Origin of the sequence: Pseudoalteromonas sp. SWYJZ98 (assembly GCF_015864495.1) — a bacterium.
Lineage (GTDB): Bacteria > Pseudomonadota > Gammaproteobacteria > Enterobacterales > Alteromonadaceae > Pseudoalteromonas > Pseudoalteromonas distincta.
In genome coordinates, this window is sequence record NZ_JADYXA010000018.1 from 42,246 (window position 1) to 60,245 (window position 18,000).

At 37.2% G+C, this 18,000-nt stretch carries 10 protein-coding genes and 1 tRNA gene; 7 read left to right on the forward strand and 4 right to left on the reverse strand.

What is annotated here, in order from left to right:
• Positions 1 to 9 precede the first annotated feature (9 nt).
• From I6F10_RS11905 to I6F10_RS11920, 4 genes are all read right to left on the reverse strand, one after another.
• Positions 10 to 6,138, reverse strand: a complete 6,129-nt coding sequence (locus I6F10_RS11905) for a beta strand repeat-containing protein (RefSeq protein WP_197098881.1) — start codon at positions 6,136 to 6,138, stop codon at positions 10 to 12.
• Positions 6,139 to 6,177: 39 nt separating this feature from the next.
• Entirely contained in the window at positions 6,178 to 7,299 is a 1,122-nt protein-coding gene (locus tag I6F10_RS11910) for a FecR family protein (protein ID WP_197098882.1), read from the reverse strand.
• A 12-nt stretch (positions 7,300 to 7,311) separates the two neighbouring features.
• Positions 7,312 to 8,637 (reverse strand): surface lipoprotein assembly modifier, encoded by a 1,326-nt coding sequence (locus I6F10_RS11915; RefSeq protein WP_197098883.1) that lies wholly within the window; start codon positions 8,635 to 8,637, stop codon positions 7,312 to 7,314.
• 322 nt (positions 8,638 to 8,959) lie between these two features.
• Positions 8,960 to 9,035 (reverse strand) — tRNA-His (locus I6F10_RS11920).
• A gap of 284 nt (positions 9,036 to 9,319) precedes the next feature.
• On the opposite strand from I6F10_RS11920, the gene I6F10_RS11925 reads away from it, so the two are divergent.
• From I6F10_RS11925 to rfbB, 7 genes are all read left to right on the forward strand, one after another.
• Positions 9,320 to 10,138, forward strand: a complete 819-nt coding sequence (locus tag I6F10_RS11925) for a mechanosensitive ion channel family protein (RefSeq protein WP_197098884.1) — start codon at positions 9,320 to 9,322, stop codon at positions 10,136 to 10,138.
• A gap of 186 nt (positions 10,139 to 10,324) precedes the next feature.
• Entirely contained in the window at positions 10,325 to 11,107 is a 783-nt protein-coding gene (locus I6F10_RS11930) for a DUF481 domain-containing protein (RefSeq protein WP_024596589.1), read from the forward strand.
• 122 nt (positions 11,108 to 11,229) lie between these two features.
• Complete coding sequence (locus tag I6F10_RS11935; protein ID WP_197098885.1) at positions 11,230 to 13,908, forward strand: SLBB domain-containing protein; 2,679 nt, start codon at positions 11,230 to 11,232, stop codon at positions 13,906 to 13,908.
• 108 nt (positions 13,909 to 14,016) lie between these two features.
• A complete protein-coding gene (locus tag I6F10_RS11940; RefSeq protein WP_165744767.1) occupies positions 14,017 to 14,973 on the forward strand; it encodes a Wzz/FepE/Etk N-terminal domain-containing protein in 957 nt (318 codons plus the stop codon).
• Between the two features lie 176 nt (positions 14,974 to 15,149).
• A complete protein-coding gene (locus tag I6F10_RS11945; protein ID WP_165744765.1) occupies positions 15,150 to 16,154 on the forward strand; it encodes an exopolysaccharide biosynthesis polyprenyl glycosylphosphotransferase in 1,005 nt (334 codons plus the stop codon).
• A complete protein-coding gene (locus I6F10_RS11950; protein ID WP_197098886.1) occupies positions 16,154 to 16,900 on the forward strand; it encodes a glycosyltransferase family 2 protein in 747 nt (248 codons plus the stop codon). Before I6F10_RS11945 ends, I6F10_RS11950 begins: the two co-directional genes overlap by 1 nt.
• On the forward strand, positions 16,897 to 18,000 hold the full coding sequence (gene rfbB, locus I6F10_RS11955; protein WP_165744763.1) for a dTDP-glucose 4,6-dehydratase: 1,104 nt from the start codon (positions 16,897 to 16,899) through the stop codon (positions 17,998 to 18,000). Before I6F10_RS11950 ends, rfbB begins: the two co-directional genes overlap by 4 nt.

Sequence of the window (18,000 nt, forward strand, 5' to 3'; positions counted from 1 at the left end):
AATTTAAGGCTAAGCTCCATCTTCTACAAAATTGAATTTAGAAATACTAACATTGTTAGAGTTAGTGTCATTACAGGTGCTGCTTACAACTACTTGGGTGTCATTTTGTAAGATGATTGAAGTAAATACATGTGTACTGGTACATTGGCTTGCTTCGTAAAACCCACTGCTATTCGGCCCAAACGTATCGTCAATTGTGCCATCAGCTAAAATACGTGCCAACATACCTTTATTATTGCCCATACCAACTAAAACAATATTGTTGTTGCTATCAAAAACGGCACTTTTTACTTCGGTATCTCCCGTTGAAGCTAACGCGTATTGGCCTAACGGATAGCTGTCATCAATTACTCCGGATGCAAGTAATCGCGTAATACTGGCTTTATTAGGTGTATCTACAACGTTTGCAATTAAATATAATTTATTTGATTCGTCGACTAAAACTTTTACCATTTTATTCTTGGTATCAGTGGTTGTTTCACCTGTGTATTTGTAGGTTTGCTCGCCGTCGGAGTCGAGCTTTAATGCTACTAATTCTGAACTGGCACCTGATACAGATTTACCACCAATAAAAATATTATCATCATTAATAAAAACACTTTCATAATATTCAAAAGGTATTCCTATAATTGTTCCATTACTACCAAAGTTATCGTCAAGTGTACCGTCAGAATCTAGCATCATGATAAACGAGCTAGGGGTATCAGCTATAACTACAGAGCCAACTGCAACAATGTCGCCATCATGAAGTGCTAAATCAGTTAAGTTAAGCTTTTCAGCACCTGAAATAGTAGTATAGTAAATACCATCACTGGCGAATGAGGTATCTAAATTACCATTTTGATCAACTTTAGCTATAAAGCCCTCTTCACCGTCAGTTTTGCTTTTAGATCCCGCAATAAATAAGCTTCCGCTATTGTGTTCAACCAACGCTATATTAGATGCGCTTAAATCTATGGCAATTTCTTTATGGCCACTTTCGCTAAAGCTAGTATCGATAGCACCCGCACTCGTAAAGCGTGTTAATACTAACTTAGTAATTGAGTCCGATTTAGCCGTTGATGCAAGAATATACTTACCGGCATGAGGGTCATTGCTAAGTTGTAAAACGTGCATTGATTGATCGTCAGATTCTGCGCTTATAGTATCAAAAGCAAGATAACCAACGTCTGCAAAGTTGGTAAATAATGTGGCTTGCTCGTCAACTGCAGCAACAAATGGTTTGGTGGTTGAGTCGTCAACAACACCCGATATCCATACAGTATCATTAGCATCTATAGTTGCTGATTTGGCAAATTGTTTTCCATTGATATCTGAAATGATATTAATACCTGATGCACCATAAGTACTATCAAGTGAGCCGTCTGAAGTTAAAATACGGGCAGAAAATAACTTTTCGTTAGCTGAAACACCGGTAGTGCCAGATAAAGTAATTCCATTTTTAATTGGCTCGTATTTTACGCCTGTTACGTTCGCGCCACCATTACCTGCACCACCGTTACCATCAATATCGTAAATAGCAGTACCTGCATCACCAAAACTCGTTATAAGAGTACCCGTTTTATCAATAGCCAAAACCACGGCTTCTTTTTCACCACTGTTACGAGTTATGTAACCACCTGCAAAAGCTGTAAATTCGGTGTTTTTAGCGCCGCCAATTGCAAATAATTCGTCATCTTTATTATTCTCAGACAAGTCGAACGATAATGCTGCGCTACCATTAAAACTTCCGTTGTTTTCACCATCAGAAATTAAATAACGAATAAGTACGTCTTTATCGCCAGTTGCACTTGTTACACTGCCGGCAACCATAAGATCAGAGCTATTAAAGTTTTTAATAGCAAACGCTTCGTCATCTCTATTAGCACCGCTCACATCGACTATTTTAGGGCTTCCGGCTTCATAAGCGAGTGTAGATATATCGTATTTTATCCATAAGCTATCGTCGTCGTTACCATTAAATGACTTACCAACAGCTTGAATTTTATTGTCGCTAAACTCAAGGTCATTAATAACGAGAGTGCTTGCTAATGCGGTACAGTGAATACCTGAATTATTATCTCCAGAGTTATTACTTAATACGCCAGCGGTATTCATTTTCAACAAACATGCTTCGGTATTTGTGCCATCAAAACTAGTGTAAGCAACAAAGAGGCTTGTACCATCAGAGATAATAGCAGTTGCTTCTTCATCATTTTCTAAATCTAATACCTTAACGCCATCACTGTTAAATGCTGTATTTATCACACCACTCGTTGTATAGGATGCAATAACAATATCTTTGTCGCTGTTATTACTAAAACCTACAAAGTAAAGGTTATTATTTAGCTCAATACTGTCATTAAATTCACCACTTGAAAAAACACCCGAAAGCTCAAGTTCACCTGTTATAGGGCGACCAAATGTTTCATCTTCAACAGGAACTAGAGGCTCCGCATCATCAGTGACATCAATTATTATATCAATAGTAGTTGTTTCGTTAGGCGTACCATCGTCAGTAATAGCTAGGCTCAATATGTACTGAGGAGTTGTTTCAAAATCAAACGGGCTTTCACCTTTTACAGTTAATAAGCCAGAATCATTATTTATTTCGAATATGGGGGCACCACTGAGCAGGGTGTAACTTAAATTTTGGTTCTCAATGTCTGAGGCACTAACAGTCCCAATAGTGTCACCATCGGTTGCGTTTTCGCTAATATTAAAACCTTGGTTTGACGCAACTGGAGCATCGTTAATTGGAGTAATCGTAATTGATAAACTACCAGTATCTGTAGCGTTATTCCCATCATTTACAGTATAACTGACAACAACAATACCGTTGGTATTTGCAGCCGGTGTGTACTGTAGTTTGTTATCGACAACGGATACTGAACCGCTATCGACTGACGCTGCTGTTATGCTTAGGCTATCACTATCCGCGTCTGTATCATTAACCAGCACATCAATGAGTAGCGGCGCAGCATCTTCATCCATAGTCGCCGTGTCGGCATTTGCAATGGGTTCATCGTTTACGGGAGTAATAGTAATAGATAGTGTTGCTGTACTGGCACCACCGTTGCTATCAATTGCCGTATAAACAACAGTTGCGAGTCCATTTGCATTGGGTGCAGGGGTGTATTGAATTTGATTGCCAACTACTGAGACCGAGCCAATGTCAGCTGAGGTTGCACTAATTGTGAGGCTGTCGCCATCTACATCTGAGTCATTGGCTAATACGTTTATTAGTATTGGCGCTGCATCTTCAGCCATGGTAGCCGAATCGGCGTTTGCTATTGGAGCATCGTTTACGGGGGTAATAGTGATAGTTAACGTTGTTGTACTGGCACCGCCGTTGCTATCGCTTACAGTATAAGTAACTGTTGCTAAGCCGTTGTAGTCGGCTGCCGGTGTATATTGAATTTGATTGCCAACCACTGATACAGAGCCAATATTAGCTGATGCTGCGCTTATGGTAAGGCTGTCGCCATCCACGTCTGAGTCATTGGCTAATACGTTTATTAGTATTGGCGCTGCATCTTCATCTATCGTAGCTGAGTCTGCGTTTGCTATTGGAGCATCGTTTACGGGAATAATAGTAATTGTTAAGTTAGTAGTTGCAGTACCGCCGTTACCATCACTTATTGTGTAGTTAATAATTGCTGTTCCGTTTGTATTAGGAGCAGGCGTATATTGGATTTTATTATCAACAACAGATGCAGAACCTCTATCTGCAGTAGCGGCTATTATCACAAGAGTATCGCCGTCAATGTCGGAGTCGTTAGCTAATACGTTAACTAATAACGCAGGAGCATCTTCGTTCATCGTTGCTGAGTCAGCATTTGCAGTAGGGGCATCATTAACGGGTGTAACAGTAATCGTCACACTTGCTGTTCTGTCGTTTATACCTTCATTACCAGTGCTATAACCATCGGTAATGGTGTAAGTCAGTACTATCTCACCTGAAAAATTTGCTGGTGGAGTAAACTGTATTTTTCCGGCGACAATAGTCGCTTCACCAGCAGTATTTTCTATATTAGAAATAGTAATTGTATCGCCATCTGCATCAGTGTCGTTAGCTAGCACATCTAATAAAGATGCAGAGCTGTCTTCGTCTAACGTATATTGATCGTCATTGGCTTCTGGGAAAGTATTAACGCCGCTTTCACTTAAGGTTACTTGAGCTGTTGCAGTTAAACCTTGCTCATTTGAAATTGAATAGGTAAAGCTATCTACACCAATAAAACCTAAGTCTGGCTGATAGGTAAACGAGCCATCAGCATTTAATGTTAGTTCGCCATTTTGAGTTGTATTAATTGCCGTGGTATTAACCGATAAATCACCAGCCTCAATATTAAAGTCGTTAATTAACAAGCCATTTTGTACTGTTACTTCAAATAGTTTATTTTTGCTAAATTGATAGGCATCATTTTGTGCAACAGGGTTATCGGGTTCGCTGTTTATTACTAAAGTTACTGTGGCTGTAGAGGTTGCACCTAATGAGTCTATAGCTTGGTATTGAAATTGATCAACACCATTAAAATTAGCATCCGGCACATAACTAAAGCTGCCATCAGTTGCTAATAATAGTTGGCCATGTGTGGGTGCCACCATAAACGTTTCATCAACTGAAAAACTGTCATTATTTGGGTCAGTATCGTTACTAAGCACACCATTGGCTGCTGTAACCACAAGTGTTTCATCTTCGCTTAAACTATAGCTATCATTTTTTGTTACAGGGGCTACGTTAGTGTTTGAGCTTACAATAGTTACATTTGCAATAGCCTGAGCACCTTGAGCATCAACAACTCTATACTGAAAGCTGTCTTGGCCTTGCATATTTTGCTCGCCTTGGTATTCAAAGCCACCATTATCAAAAAGGGTTAATTGTCCTCTTGTTGGTTCGCTAACCGGCGTTGTATCAACAGTTAAGTCATCTAAGTCTATATCGCTATCGTTTATAAGTAAGCCTGGCGATAGGACAACTAAGGTTCCATTGTTTGTAACGCTGTAAGTATTATCAAGCGCTATAGGAGCGTCGTTAACAGCTAAAATGGTTATCTCTACAACTGCGGTGTCTGTCATACCTAGCTCGTTAGCAACTTGATAGCTAAAGGCATCTTCACCATTAAAGTTTGCAATAGGGATATAAGTAAAATCCCCATTTTCATTTATATTAAGAGTGCCATGCTGCGGTAGAATTAATGCATCTGCATTTACACGTAAATCGCCACTGTATTGATTCGTATCATTTGTTAGCACGTTACCTTGCAGAGTTTGATCTTCACTTATCTGAAACTGATCGGCATTTGCCTCTGGTGCAAATGCAAGCTCTCCACCCACTGGCGCTATGTTTATTATATTAGCAAAACCACTTTCACCACTGCCATCAACACCGGTAATAAGTACTTGGTAACTTTTATTAGTAAGTGACTCGGTAATGCTTAATGCAGTATCTTGAATACTTAAAAATTGTTGCCCATTCTCTAATTCATTAATATTAGTAGATGAGACTCCAGCTTGAGTTGCAATATAAACGTTGTAACGATTAAGTTCGGGGTTGGCTTGCCACGAAAGATTAATATTATCTTCGTCTCGTTGTGCTGTAACACCTTCAATTTGATATGGTTGCCAGTTAAAAGTGATTGCATCAGCAAGTGCTTGATTATTTAAAGTGTCAGTTATCCATATTTCAAGGCGTATTTCCCCTGGAGTTGCGCCATAAAGCGCAGGGCTGAGGCCTATAATTGACTTTTCGTAGTCAACACCACAATCAGAAGAACAAAGTGATATGCTTTTATTAACGCTAGGGAGTACTAAATTAACTTCAGCAATGCCATCAGTATCCGAAGCTTCAAGTAAAAAAGAAACATTACCTTGTACGGTGTCGTTTGTTTGTGAAAAAACAATATTAGCGCGAGTATTAGCTAAACTTGCTCCAACAACCCCTCTACTTGAAGTGACAGCACCTAAAACTTTTGTACTCTTGGTTTGATTACTCGCTATAACACCAGCCAAATTTATATAGCTAGTCACCGTTGGCGGTATTACTTCAGCCGTAGGTGATTGTATTGCCTCTTGAGTGGGGCTTTCTTCTGAGCCTCCACAGGCACTTAACAAAAACACCACAGAACCAAGCAAAAATATATTTTTTGCTGTCATTTTAAATACTCCATAATAAAAGCTTTGTATCCAATGTGTTTATGGTTCTAATTTAAAAGAACCGCTAGCATTTACATCAGGATTATTTATTTCATTAAGATTAAAGTTGCCAGTAATATTGTCTAAGTCATTCAAAAATATTGCATCAACATCGCCCTCGGCTTTATTGTTACCATGGGATGCAAATGTAACGGCCAGCTCAAGTTCGCTTAAATTTATTAAGCCGCTGTAAGCTGCATACCAATTTCCACCGGCGTCATTAAAACTAATTTCGCCATCAGGCACGGTGCCATTATCAAAATCAACTGCCATAGTCATAGCAAAGTCAGTAACAGCACCCACACTCGAATTTACATTAAAGCTTGATACCTCATAGTTAAATACACCTTGGCGCTGAGCTATTTGATCGACTAAAGATGCGCTGCTAACAGTTTGAAATTGTTGTTCAGAATATATATCCATAACACCTGTATCAGCTTCAAAAGCATTTACTTCAACTTCAGTTACCGATGCTTGCTCAGTTTCTTCTTCGTTGTCGTTTTTAGGATCAATTGCTACTATATTTTGATCAAACACGCGTGCCGCACGTGTTGTTTTAAAGACTTCACCAGTGGCTGTAATTTGTGCAAACGAAAATGCCTCGTTATCACCCAAAGAAACCACGTTATTATTTTCTAACGTTAAATCTATTGCGCCATCCCATACCGCTAAAAATACATCGCCTTTAACCAGTTGAACTTCAAAATGCGTTCCGCGTATACCAATAGAGCCTACGGGAGTTTTTACACTATAAGAGCCGCCATTTTTTTTAATTACGCCGGAAATAGAGCGCAAACCGCCTTTAAGTAACTCAATAGAAGCAGAGCCTTGTTGGGTATTGTCATTAAATTCGTAGTTAGCAATATTTAATTCTGAGTTTTCTTTTAAGGCTATTAAACCACCATCCAACATCGAAAATTGCGCTTTGCTTTTCTCTCCAGTCATAATGCGATCTACGCCAAAAACAGTATCTCTGCGCTGCAACTGTCGTTGTTGTTCATTGCTTCCATCAACCGCGAGTACAGAGCCTCGTGCTAAAATAGTTTTACCAGCAGGGTCGTTTGCTTGTGTATAAAAACTTACACAAAGTAAAGTGGTAATTACAGGGAGTAAATGTTTCATAAATACCTTAAATTAAAATGAGTAAGAAGCGCTTAAATTTATATCTAAACGGTCATATTCGAATAAAGAAATATTACTGGATTTATCTTGATAGTTGGCAGCCAACTGTATGGCTAAATCGCGATTAACTAAGTAGCGAACAGAAGTTGAGAACATAAAGAGGTTATCGGCACGTTCTTGTAAAAATAAAGGGTGATCATCTTTATAATTAATCCATTGGTATCCAGCAAGAGATAACAACTGCCAATGTTGAGCCAACTGAGTGTTCACTTGGTAGTACAAGCTCGTAATATTACGGCTATTAAATTCACCCTCAGTAATGTCAGCTTCCTCGCTTTTAGCGTTAATGCTTAAGCTTTGAAACCAATTTTTAGCTGCATAGCTAGCACCTGTATTTACCGCATAAAATGAATTATCGAGCTTTTCATCAAATCTATTGTTTAAAACACCTGCAGTCAAAGAGCTAAATAAATTAACTTGTTTATTTAGCGTAAAATTAGCTCCGGCCGTTAAAGCTGATTCAGTACGATAAAGTTCGCCATCAAGCATCAACGGAGTGGTAGCAACTCGTGCAAACCAACTTATGTCATTTTGTTTATATTGATAGGCGGCATTAATGTGCGCATTTATACGATCGTATTGACTGAGTTCTTCAAACTTGTACCACCCGGTATCAATACTTAAAGTGATTAAGCTTTTTTGATCAATAGGGTGAGAGTACTTTCCTCTGTAATTAAGTCGTGCATAGTTGTCCTGCGTACTTTTACTTTCTGGCGATAACAAAAACTCACCAATATTAGGAATTATAATCGTATTTTCTGCAGTACCTGCGTTTACGTTGCCATCTACGCCAAGGGCAAGCTCAATATTTTGTTTATAAGAGCGTCCAGCCTCTTGTTGCTTAAGTGCTGCAGTTTCTAGCAATGACTGTGCTGAAGACTTTATATTATTAGGTGTGTCAGGTGAGTTGATTAGTATTAAAGCTTGAGTATCGGCAGCAGGTAAATTATTAACTGTTAAATAAGCGCGAACTAAGTACAAGCGAGCTTCATACCATCTAGGATTATTTTCAACCACGCGTTCAAAGGCAAATACAGCTGGCGCCGCATGGCCTGTTTTAAGTGCACTGACCCCTAATAAAAAGTCGTATACGGGTTCGCCTAGGTACTGGTATTCGCTATTACTTTTTTGATAAGCCTGAGTGTATTTTTTTTCAGAAACTAATTTTTGAAGCTCAATCAATAGCTTATTGTATTCATCATTGCTTTGAGCCAATGAGTTAAAGCTCATTACAGCTAAACAACTACACAGTAAATTTCCTAAAACCTGTTTAATCATGCTTAATTTTATATCCCAGTAGAAGTTTGATGTTTTGTAATAAAATGATGTTAGTACTAGAAACCTAGCACTTTTTGTATTGAAGTACAGCCAGTACAATCACATTGGTTAAATAAATGTAATTTAATTGCAGGCTGGATACTTGTTTAATAAATCTTCGCGCTAAACTAATTTAAATAGGGAAGGTTGCTGAAAAACTGTTTTAGTTTAAAATATTAATTAATTCAGGTGATAAAGCTTTGGTTTGCTGTACGGGATATTAAAAGAGATAAGTAAGGGAGATTATTCAATATAAAGATAGGATATTACTAAGATAAAAAAGTGGGGCGATTGACGGGGCTTGAACCCGCGACAACCGGAATCACAATCCGGGGCTCTACCAACTGAGCTACAACCGCCACTACACACACCTTGTTTGGTGTGGCGCGCATAATACATAAAATAATAATTGTTGTGAAGCCCAAAAGTGAAATAAATTAAAATAATTTAAATCAGGCAAATATAATTAGTATTTAGTCGTTAATATTTTTTCAAAGTAGGCTATGTTTTATCGCATAAATGCCTCTAAAAAATAGAATATACTTGCATTTAATAGTATTAATTCATTGTTTCATGAGAGTAAATTGTAAATTAATGTATAATAATGCCCGAAAACGCTTAATAAAAAACATTTGGAGTAAATATGGATTCAGTACTTAATTGGCTTAACGATAACTCAGGCCTAATTTTACACTACGGTATACAAGCTGTTGTTGCGCTTGTTATCTTTTTACTTGGTAGTCGTGTTGCTAAGTTTTGTTCTAACTTAACTGAAAAAGGTTTTGCTAAAAAGAAAGTAGATAAAGCTGTCGCTTCATTTGTTTCAAGTATTGTGTACACACTTGTATTTGCTGTAACTATTTTAATGGCACTTTCGCAAATTGGCATTGAAACAACTTCGTTCATTGCTATTTTAGGTGCTGCCGGTTTAGCTGTTGGTTTAGCATTACAAGGTTCATTATCTAACTTCGCATCAGGCGTACTAATTATTTTACTTCGTCCATTTAAGTCTGGTGACTTTGTTGAAGCAGGTAATAAAATGGGTACGATTAAAAAAATCGAAATATTCTCAACTGAACTACGTACTCCAGATAACAAAGTAATTATCGTACCAAACTCTCAAATAATGTCTGGTGCTATTACTAACTTCTCACGAGAGTCTACTCGTCGTATCGATTTAGTTATTGGTGTTGGCTACGATGCTGATTTACGTCACGCAAAAGAAGTATTAAAATCTGTATTAGATGCAGAAACACGCATACTTAAAGATCCAGCTTACAATGTATCTGTAAATGAGTTAGGCGATTCAAGTGTTAACTTTATTGTTCGTCCTTGGGTTAACGCTGCTGATTATTGGCCTACTTACTGGTCATTAATGGAAAATATTAAAATCGCATTAGATGATGCAGATATTACTATCCCATTTCCACAAATGGATGTTCACTTTCACAAGCAAGACTAATTTTAAATAGTTATTTAATTAAAGTTATCTTTAATTGTTATAGTGCTAAAGAGCTATTAAACATAAAATTTTTATGCGGTATTTGCTGCATGAAAATTTTTTACATTATTACTTAGCTGTTTAGCTTGCTCTAACAAGTAATGCTTTAATAAAATAGATGTACATTTATACAAAGGTTATTTTTTAATGAAATTAAAGCTTTTATCAGTTTTAGTTGCGGCTTCTGCTGCAACAAACGCATTTGCTGCAGACGCAGAACAAAGAACATGGGAAGTTACCAGTGAACTAGGTGCTATTGTCACAAGTGGTAATACAGAAACGACCACGCTTAAAGGTGGCATTAAAGTTCAGCACAACCTTGAACACTGGAACAACGAATACAAGCTAGACGGCATCTACAAAGAAGATGAAGTTGAAGATGCTAATGGTGACAAAAACAAGCAGCGCACTAACGAGAAGTATTCAATTTCTGCACAAGGTAATTACAAATTAAATGAAGATCATTCTCATTTATTCATTTATGGTTCACACGTTTCAGATTATTTTGGAGCGTATAGAAGTGAGTCAGTAATTTCTGCAGGTTACGGTTTACGTTTATTAAACGAAAAAACTATGTGGCTAAGTGCTGAAATTGGTCCTGGTTATAAATACTTTGAATACCCAGATGACAGCACTGAAGTTGATGACAACGGTAACTCTCTTGCTGGTGAATTTGAAGGCGAAGTAATTGCCTTGGGTAAGTTAGATTACAACTGGCAAATTTCTGAGAATGCACGTTTTACTCAATTAGTTGCTGTTGAGTACGGTGATACAAACACTAAAACTCGCTCTGAAACTGCATTACTTGCAAAAATAAACGGCTCGTTACAAATGAAAGTCGCTTTTAATGTCACTAACAACTCAGATGTTGCTGACGATAAAGAAAGCACTGACACAGAAACGTCATTCACGTTGGTTTACAGTTTTTAACCAATGTAGTTAAGTTAATGACATTAAAGTGACAAAAGGGACGAAAGTCCCTTTTTTATTTTCTTAAAATTAAGGTATTATAGCGGCCAATTTTGGTTGTAGACCTAGGGATATACCTACTCGTGAAAGTTTTTACACAATTTATTAGTGCTTTTATTCTACTTTGTAGTTTTAGTACTTTGGCTTTTACGCCAACAGCGTCTCAAATTGAGCAATTTAAAAAGTTACCTAAAGCTCAACAAGAAGCCCTCGCAAAACAGTATGGTGTTGATATATCAACGATCACTGGTACAAACCAATCTAATAATCAAAATAATACACAGCAGCAAAATAGTATTGGTGAGCGCGCAGAACCCGAAAAAGAAAAGCTTACAGATGAAGAGCGCTTTAAACCAAAAACAGACGAATTAAAGCCGTACGGTTACGAATTGTTTGCAGGTGAACCAACTACATTTATGCCAAGCGAAAATGCCGCAGTACCAGATACATATATTGTGGGCCCTGGCGATCAATTAAAAATAAACTTTTATGGTAAAGAAAGTGACAGTTTTGAAGTTATAGTTGACCGTGAAGGACGTATTAGTATTCCAGATTTAAGCCCTGTAGAAGTGACCGGTTTGACCTTTGCTGAAATTAAAGAATTAGTAAAAGTAAAAGTAGAGCAAGAGGTAATAGGTGTAAAAGCGTTTGTATCGCTTGGTCAGCTTCGTAGCATGCGTATCTTAGTGCTAGGAGAGGCTTACAAGCCTGGTAGCTACAGTGTTTCATCATTAACAACCGTTTCGCACGCATTATTCGTAAGCGGTGGCGTGTCTGACATTGGCTCTCTTCGTAATATTCAAGTTAAACGAGCAGGCAACGTAGTTGCAAACTTTGACCTTTACGACTTACTTATTAATGGCGATAGCAGTAACGATATCGTATTAAAGCCGGGCGATGCTGTATTTATTCCATCAGTTGGCGCTCAAGTAAGAGTTGAAGGTGCGGTTAAACGCCCAGCTATCTTTGAACTTAAAAAAGGTGAGTCTGCTAAGCAGTTATTAGCAATGGCCGGAGGCCTTAAACCAAATGCATATGCCAAAAGCGCAATTGTAGAGCGCTTTAACTTCGATCGCAAAGAAGTGCTATCGGTCGATTTTTCAAAATCGCAAATTAACTATATTCCACAAGATGGCGACCGTATTCGCTTTAATTCAGTTAGCTCGCAATATCAAAACTCAGTTAGCTTAATTGGTGCTGTAGCGCGCCCAGGCAATTATCAGTGGCATCAAGGCAAGCGCATTTCAGATGTACTTAAATCAGTACGTGGTGATTTACTACCGCAAGCCGATTTAAGCTATGGACTCGTAATCCGCGAAATAAATATAAACGGCGATATAGAAGCACACCAATTTGACGTTGCTCAAGCGATTATTAAAAATCCTGAAAATAACTTACAACTTCAAGCTAATGACAAAATTGTTGTATTTAGCCGTTTTGAAGAAAAAGAATTAGAGCAATCAACTCTAGCAAATATGGCCCTTAGTCAAGAGCAACAAGAGCAGCAACAAAAAGCAGAGCAATGGCATAAGTTTGAACAAAAAGAGTTCGAAAAATACATTGGCGTTAATCAAGAAGACGAAGAACTTGTTCTTGAAGACAATAAAATACTCACTATTGGTGAAATTTCTAAGCGCAAAGCAAAAGAAGAAGAAGACCAAGAACTCAAACCTGAAGATTACGCGTTATTTAGCCGCCATAATTTATTAGCGCCAATTATTGCTAAATTTAAGCAGCAAGCATCAGTGCAGCAAGCAATGCAATTAGTTGAGATTAGCGGAAACGTTACTTTCCCTGGTATTTATCCACTAATGATTGGTGGTGAGGTAAGTGATTTAATAACAGCAGCAGGTGGCTTGCTGGAGTCAGCATACATAAAACAAGCTGAAATTACGCGAATAGTAGCGAGTGATGGTTCTAAAATAGAACACTTACGATTTGATCTTGAAAGCGCCATGAAAGGCGACCTTCAAAGTAATATTACATTACAAAGTAAAGACAGCATAAACGTATTCGCTATTCCAAATTGGCAAGAAAATGTAAAAGTAGAATTAAAAGGTGAGCTTAAATTTCCGGGTACTTACACGATACGCCGAGGTGAAACGCTAACTGAATTACTTGAACGCGCGGGTGGTTTTTCAAAATTTGCAGAGCAAAAAGCAGCTGTATTTACCCGTACGTCGATTAAAGAGCAAGAGGAAAAGCAGTTAGCACGTTTATCTACAGAGCTTCGCCGTGATATAGCTTCTAAGAGCTTCCAAAACTCTGTAAGCAGTAGCACACTTTCATATGAAGAAATGAACAAGCTGTTAAACGACCTCGCGAGTGTTGAAGCCGTAGGACGTTTAGTAATTGATTTACCTTTAATTGTAAATAATCAACAAAACTTAGTATTACAAGATGGTGATACGCTTTATGTACCAAGCAAGCGTGATTCAATTAGCGTAATTGGTGAAGTTAATTACTCAACATCGCACCTATATAAAACTGGGGTGAGTGTTGATGATTATCTTGCTTTGAGTGGTGGCCTTAAAGAGCGTGCCGCTGAAGACAGGATTTACATTATTAAAGCCAATGGTTCAGTGAAAATACCAAATACAGGTGGCTGGTTTGCAGCAAATAATGCTGACCAGTTAGAACCAGGCGACACAATAGTAATACCAATGGACGCAGGACACATGGACAAGCTAACGCTTTGGAGCACAGCAACGCAGATTCTTTATCAGCTTGGTGTGGCAGTTGCAGCGATTGGTAGTTTGTAAAAAGTTAAGTAATAAGTCTTCAGTGATGAAGACTTATATAATTTCAACCTGCTCGCTATCGTTTATCGAATAGTTTGAATAAGTTATATTAAAGGTCTTAAAATTTTTATGTCAAATGATATTAAAACAATTGAGCTGGATACTACTCCTCCTAAGCATGAAAAAAATCATAATGAGATTGATTTACGTGAAGTCTTTAATGTTATTTGGAAAGGAAAATGGACTGTTGCAATTATTACTGTATTAATGGCTATAAGCTCTGTTTATTATGCAATACAACAACCAAATATTTATAAATCGGAGGCTCTTTTAGCTCCAGCCGAAACTAAAAGTAGTGGTGGGCTATCAGGTATAGCTGGTCAATTCGGTGGTTTAGCAAGCCTTGCAGGGGTCAATTTAGGTAGTCAAAGTGCAAATAAAACACAGCTTGCATTAGAGGTTTTAAAGTCAAGAATATTTACTAGTGAGTTTATAAAAAGACATGAAATATTACCTGATTTGATGGCTGTAAAATCATGGGAACTAAGTAGTAATACTATAGAATACGATAAAGAACTTTATGACGATGAAAATGGAAAATGGTTGCGAGCCGTAAAGGCACCTCGTAAACCAAAGCCTTCAATGCAAGAAGCTTATAAAGAGTTTATACAGATAGTTTCAACAAGTACTGATGTAGAAACTGGGATGGTAAAAATATCAGTAGAGCATGTATCACCTTTTATTGCTAAGCAATGGGTTAATTGGTTAATTCAAGATCTAAACGATGAAATGAAACAGCGAGATGTTTTGGAAGCGAATAGAAGTACAGAGTTTTTGACTAAGCAATTAGAGGAAACAAAAATAGCTGATATTCGTAGTGTGTTATATAAATTAGTAGAAGAACAAGCAAAAACTATTATGTTTGCAAATGTACGGGATGAGTATGTTTTTAAAACGATTGATCCCGCACTAGTGTCTGAGGAAAAAAGTAAACCGAAAAGGGCTCTTATTGTGATGCTCGGTGTCACATTAGGTGGTTTACTAGGTATTATATTAGTACTTATAAGACATTTTTTTAAAAAATAACTAACTAATTTATATCTTATTTATTTTTCTTAGTTTATTAGTAGTGGTGTCACTTTCAGCTTAATGTGTTTAAAAGGAATTTAAGGCTGGAATTTCGAGTTAATAACGATTGTTTCTGAGGTTTTGATAATGAATTATATTCAAAGTTTTAATTCTATCTATGGGGAAGAATTATAATGGCCAGTAAGGTCAAAATAGAAGAAGCTGATGAGGTGGCAAGTAACTCTGAACAGTTAGACGGTATATTTATAACTGAAAGCTTTAAATCTAAAAAAGAAGCTTTAAAACAAGATGTTATCTACGTTTTTTGTCCTCCTGAGTGTGCTTCTAAAATAGGTGGAATCATTGAAGATTATTCGTTTGATATCATTATAAATGATTACAGTGTTAAAGATTTTACTAAAAAGATAGTTTGTCATTATCAAAGCGATTATTTGACAAAGGAACAGAGAAAATTTCTAGTAGGAGCAACAGAGTGTGGTGCCTGGGTTGAGCCATTAATTAGCTATTTAGACGACCGTTTAAAATACACCGAGGTTAGACTACTCCGTAGTAATTATTTTTTGCACCAAAAAGCATTTTCTATTCTTTCAAATCAACGAACCCAAGTTGCAAAAAGGTTCATGGATGTAGCATGTGCATTGATTTTATTAATTATAACACTGCCCTTAGCAATTATAGCTGCAATATTAATAAAATTAGAAAGTTCTGGACCTATTTTATTTAAGCAAAAACGGACTGGGCAATATAATAAACAGTTTAAAGTCTATAAATTTAGATCTATGTGTAATGATGCAGAAAAGCATGGTGCTCAATGGGCTTCTAAAAATGATGTGCGAATTACTAAGGTCGGTAAGTTTATACGCAAAACACGCATTGATGAAATTCCTCAACTTATAAATGTTCTACAAGGCAACATGTCGATTGTAGGCCCCAGGCCTGAACGTGAAATTTTCATAAAAGATTTGGAAAAAGAAATTCCATATTATCGCTTTAGACATGCAGTTAAACCAGGTGTTACCGGGCTTGCGCAAGTGAGTTACCCATATGGTGCGTCTGTAGAAGATGCTATCTGGAAACATAAATATGATATTCACTATATTAAGCATCATTCGTCATTATTAGACTTGAAGATACTACTTCTAACTGTGAAGACTGTTCTATTCGGAATGGGTAGATAATGGACGAACCATTAGTATCAGTAATTATGCCAGCTTACAATGCACAAAACTATATAAAGCAAGCAATAGAATCTGTTCAATCTCAAACGTATAAAAACTGGGAGTTATTAATCACAGATGATCGTTCGATTGACAATACACAAGAAATTGTAGAGCAATATGTAGCTAAAGATCCGCGGATAAAGCTATTTATAAATGAAAGTAATAGCGGTGCGGGCGTTGCCCGCAATAATTCGATAGCTAATGCTAAAGGGCGCTTTATAGCATTTTTAGATGCTGATGATCAGTGGTTAGCCGAGAAATTAACTAAACAGATTAGTTTTATGCTCGACAATGGATATGCATTTACTTTTACAGGTTATCAAAAGTTGCAAGGGAGTAGTCTAAAAGGAATAGTCATACCTCCTGTTTTAACCAATTATAAAAAGTTGTTAAGTAGTAATGTAATAGGCTGTTTAACAGCTGTATATGATGTAAAAACTCTTGGTAAAATGTATATGCCTTTAATAAGAAAAAGGCAGGATATGGGGTTGTGGCTTAGTATTTTGAAAGAAGTTAAAGCAGCTTATAGTATTTCAGAGTCACTGGCTATTTATAGAGTCGACTCAGGTATGTCACAGAATAAATTAGAAATACTAAAATGGCAGTGGTTATTTTATCGTGAAGTAGTGAAGCTAAACATTTTTAAAGCGACTTATCACTTTTTTATATATTCGGTTAAAGGTTTTCTAAAACATAAAAAATGAAAATATTAGTTACAGGTGGTGCAGGGTTTATTGGCTCTGCCGTTATCCGACATATACTAGATAGTACTCAAGACTCTGTTATTAATCTTGATAAGCTTACTTATGCGGGGAACCTAGAGTCATTAAAATCAGTTCAGGCTGATGAGCGTTATACATTTGAGCAAGTCGATATTTGTGATCGTGTAGCCCTAGACCGTGTATTCAAAGAACATAAACCAGACGCAATAATGCATTTAGCTGCTGAAAGTCATGTAGACCGTTCAATTACAGGGCCGAGCGACTTTATTCAAACTAATATTGTAGGCACATATAACTTACTTGAGGCAGCTCGCAGTTACTGGAATAACTTAGAAGTTAATGCGAAAAAAGCATTTAGATTCCATCATATTTCAACGGATGAAGTATATGGAGATTTACCTCACCCAGATGAGCAAGTAGGTAATGGGTTAGGTAAAGCGCTACCTTTGTTTACTGAACAAACATCTTACGCACCAAGCAGTCCTTATTCAGCAAGTAAGGCGTCTAGCGATCACTTAGTTCGTGCATGGCAACGTACTTATGGCTTTCCTACAATCGTAACCAATTGCTCAAATAACTATGGGCCATATCATTTCCCTGAAAAGTTAATACCTTTAGTAATACTTAATGCGCTAGAAGGTAAAGACTTACCTATTTATGGTAAAGGTGATCAGATTAGAGATTGGTTATTCGTTGAGGATCATGCTCGAGCTTTATATAAGGTAGTAACTGAAGGTAAAATTGGTGAAACCTATAATATTGGTGGTCATAACGAAAAGCAAAACATCGAAGTTGTTAAAAGTATTTGCAGTATTCTAGATACTTTAGTGCCTAAGGACTCCCCGTACTCAGAGCAGATAACGTACGTGACAGATCGCCCTGGTCACGATAGACGTTATGCTATTGACTCGTCAAAAATGAGTACAGAGCTAAACTGGACACCAATAGAAACCTTTGAAACAGGCCTACGTAAAACGGTTCAGTGGTATTTAGATAATCAAACGTGGTGTCAAAACGTACAAGATGGTTCATATCAGCGTGAGCGTCTGGGCGAAATACATATGACAGCTAAAGGAAAATAG

Excerpts from the sequence above, each read along its gene's own strand:
- I6F10_RS11915 (WP_197098883.1), bottom strand. The coding sequence starts at position 8,637 with ATGATTAAACAGGTTTTAGGAAATTTACTGTGTAGTTGTTTAGCTGTA.
- rfbB (WP_165744763.1), top strand. The coding sequence starts at position 16,897 with ATGAAAATATTAGTTACAGGTGGTGCAGGGTTTATTGGCTCTGCCGTT.
- I6F10_RS11945 (WP_165744765.1), top strand. The coding sequence starts at position 15,150 with ATGGCCAGTAAGGTCAAAATAGAAGAAGCTGATGAGGTGGCAAGTAAC.
- I6F10_RS11940 (WP_165744767.1), top strand. The coding sequence starts at position 14,017 with ATGTCAAATGATATTAAAACAATTGAGCTGGATACTACTCCTCCTAAG.
- I6F10_RS11925 (WP_197098884.1), top strand. The coding sequence starts at position 9,320 with ATGGATTCAGTACTTAATTGGCTTAACGATAACTCAGGCCTAATTTTA.
- I6F10_RS11930 (WP_024596589.1), top strand. The coding sequence starts at position 10,325 with ATGAAATTAAAGCTTTTATCAGTTTTAGTTGCGGCTTCTGCTGCAACA.
- I6F10_RS11950 (WP_197098886.1), top strand. The coding sequence starts at position 16,154 with ATGGACGAACCATTAGTATCAGTAATTATGCCAGCTTACAATGCACAA.
- I6F10_RS11910 (WP_197098882.1), bottom strand. The coding sequence starts at position 7,299 with ATGAAACATTTACTCCCTGTAATTACCACTTTACTTTGTGTAAGTTTT.
- I6F10_RS11905 (WP_197098881.1), bottom strand. The coding sequence starts at position 6,138 with ATGACAGCAAAAAATATATTTTTGCTTGGTTCTGTGGTGTTTTTGTTA.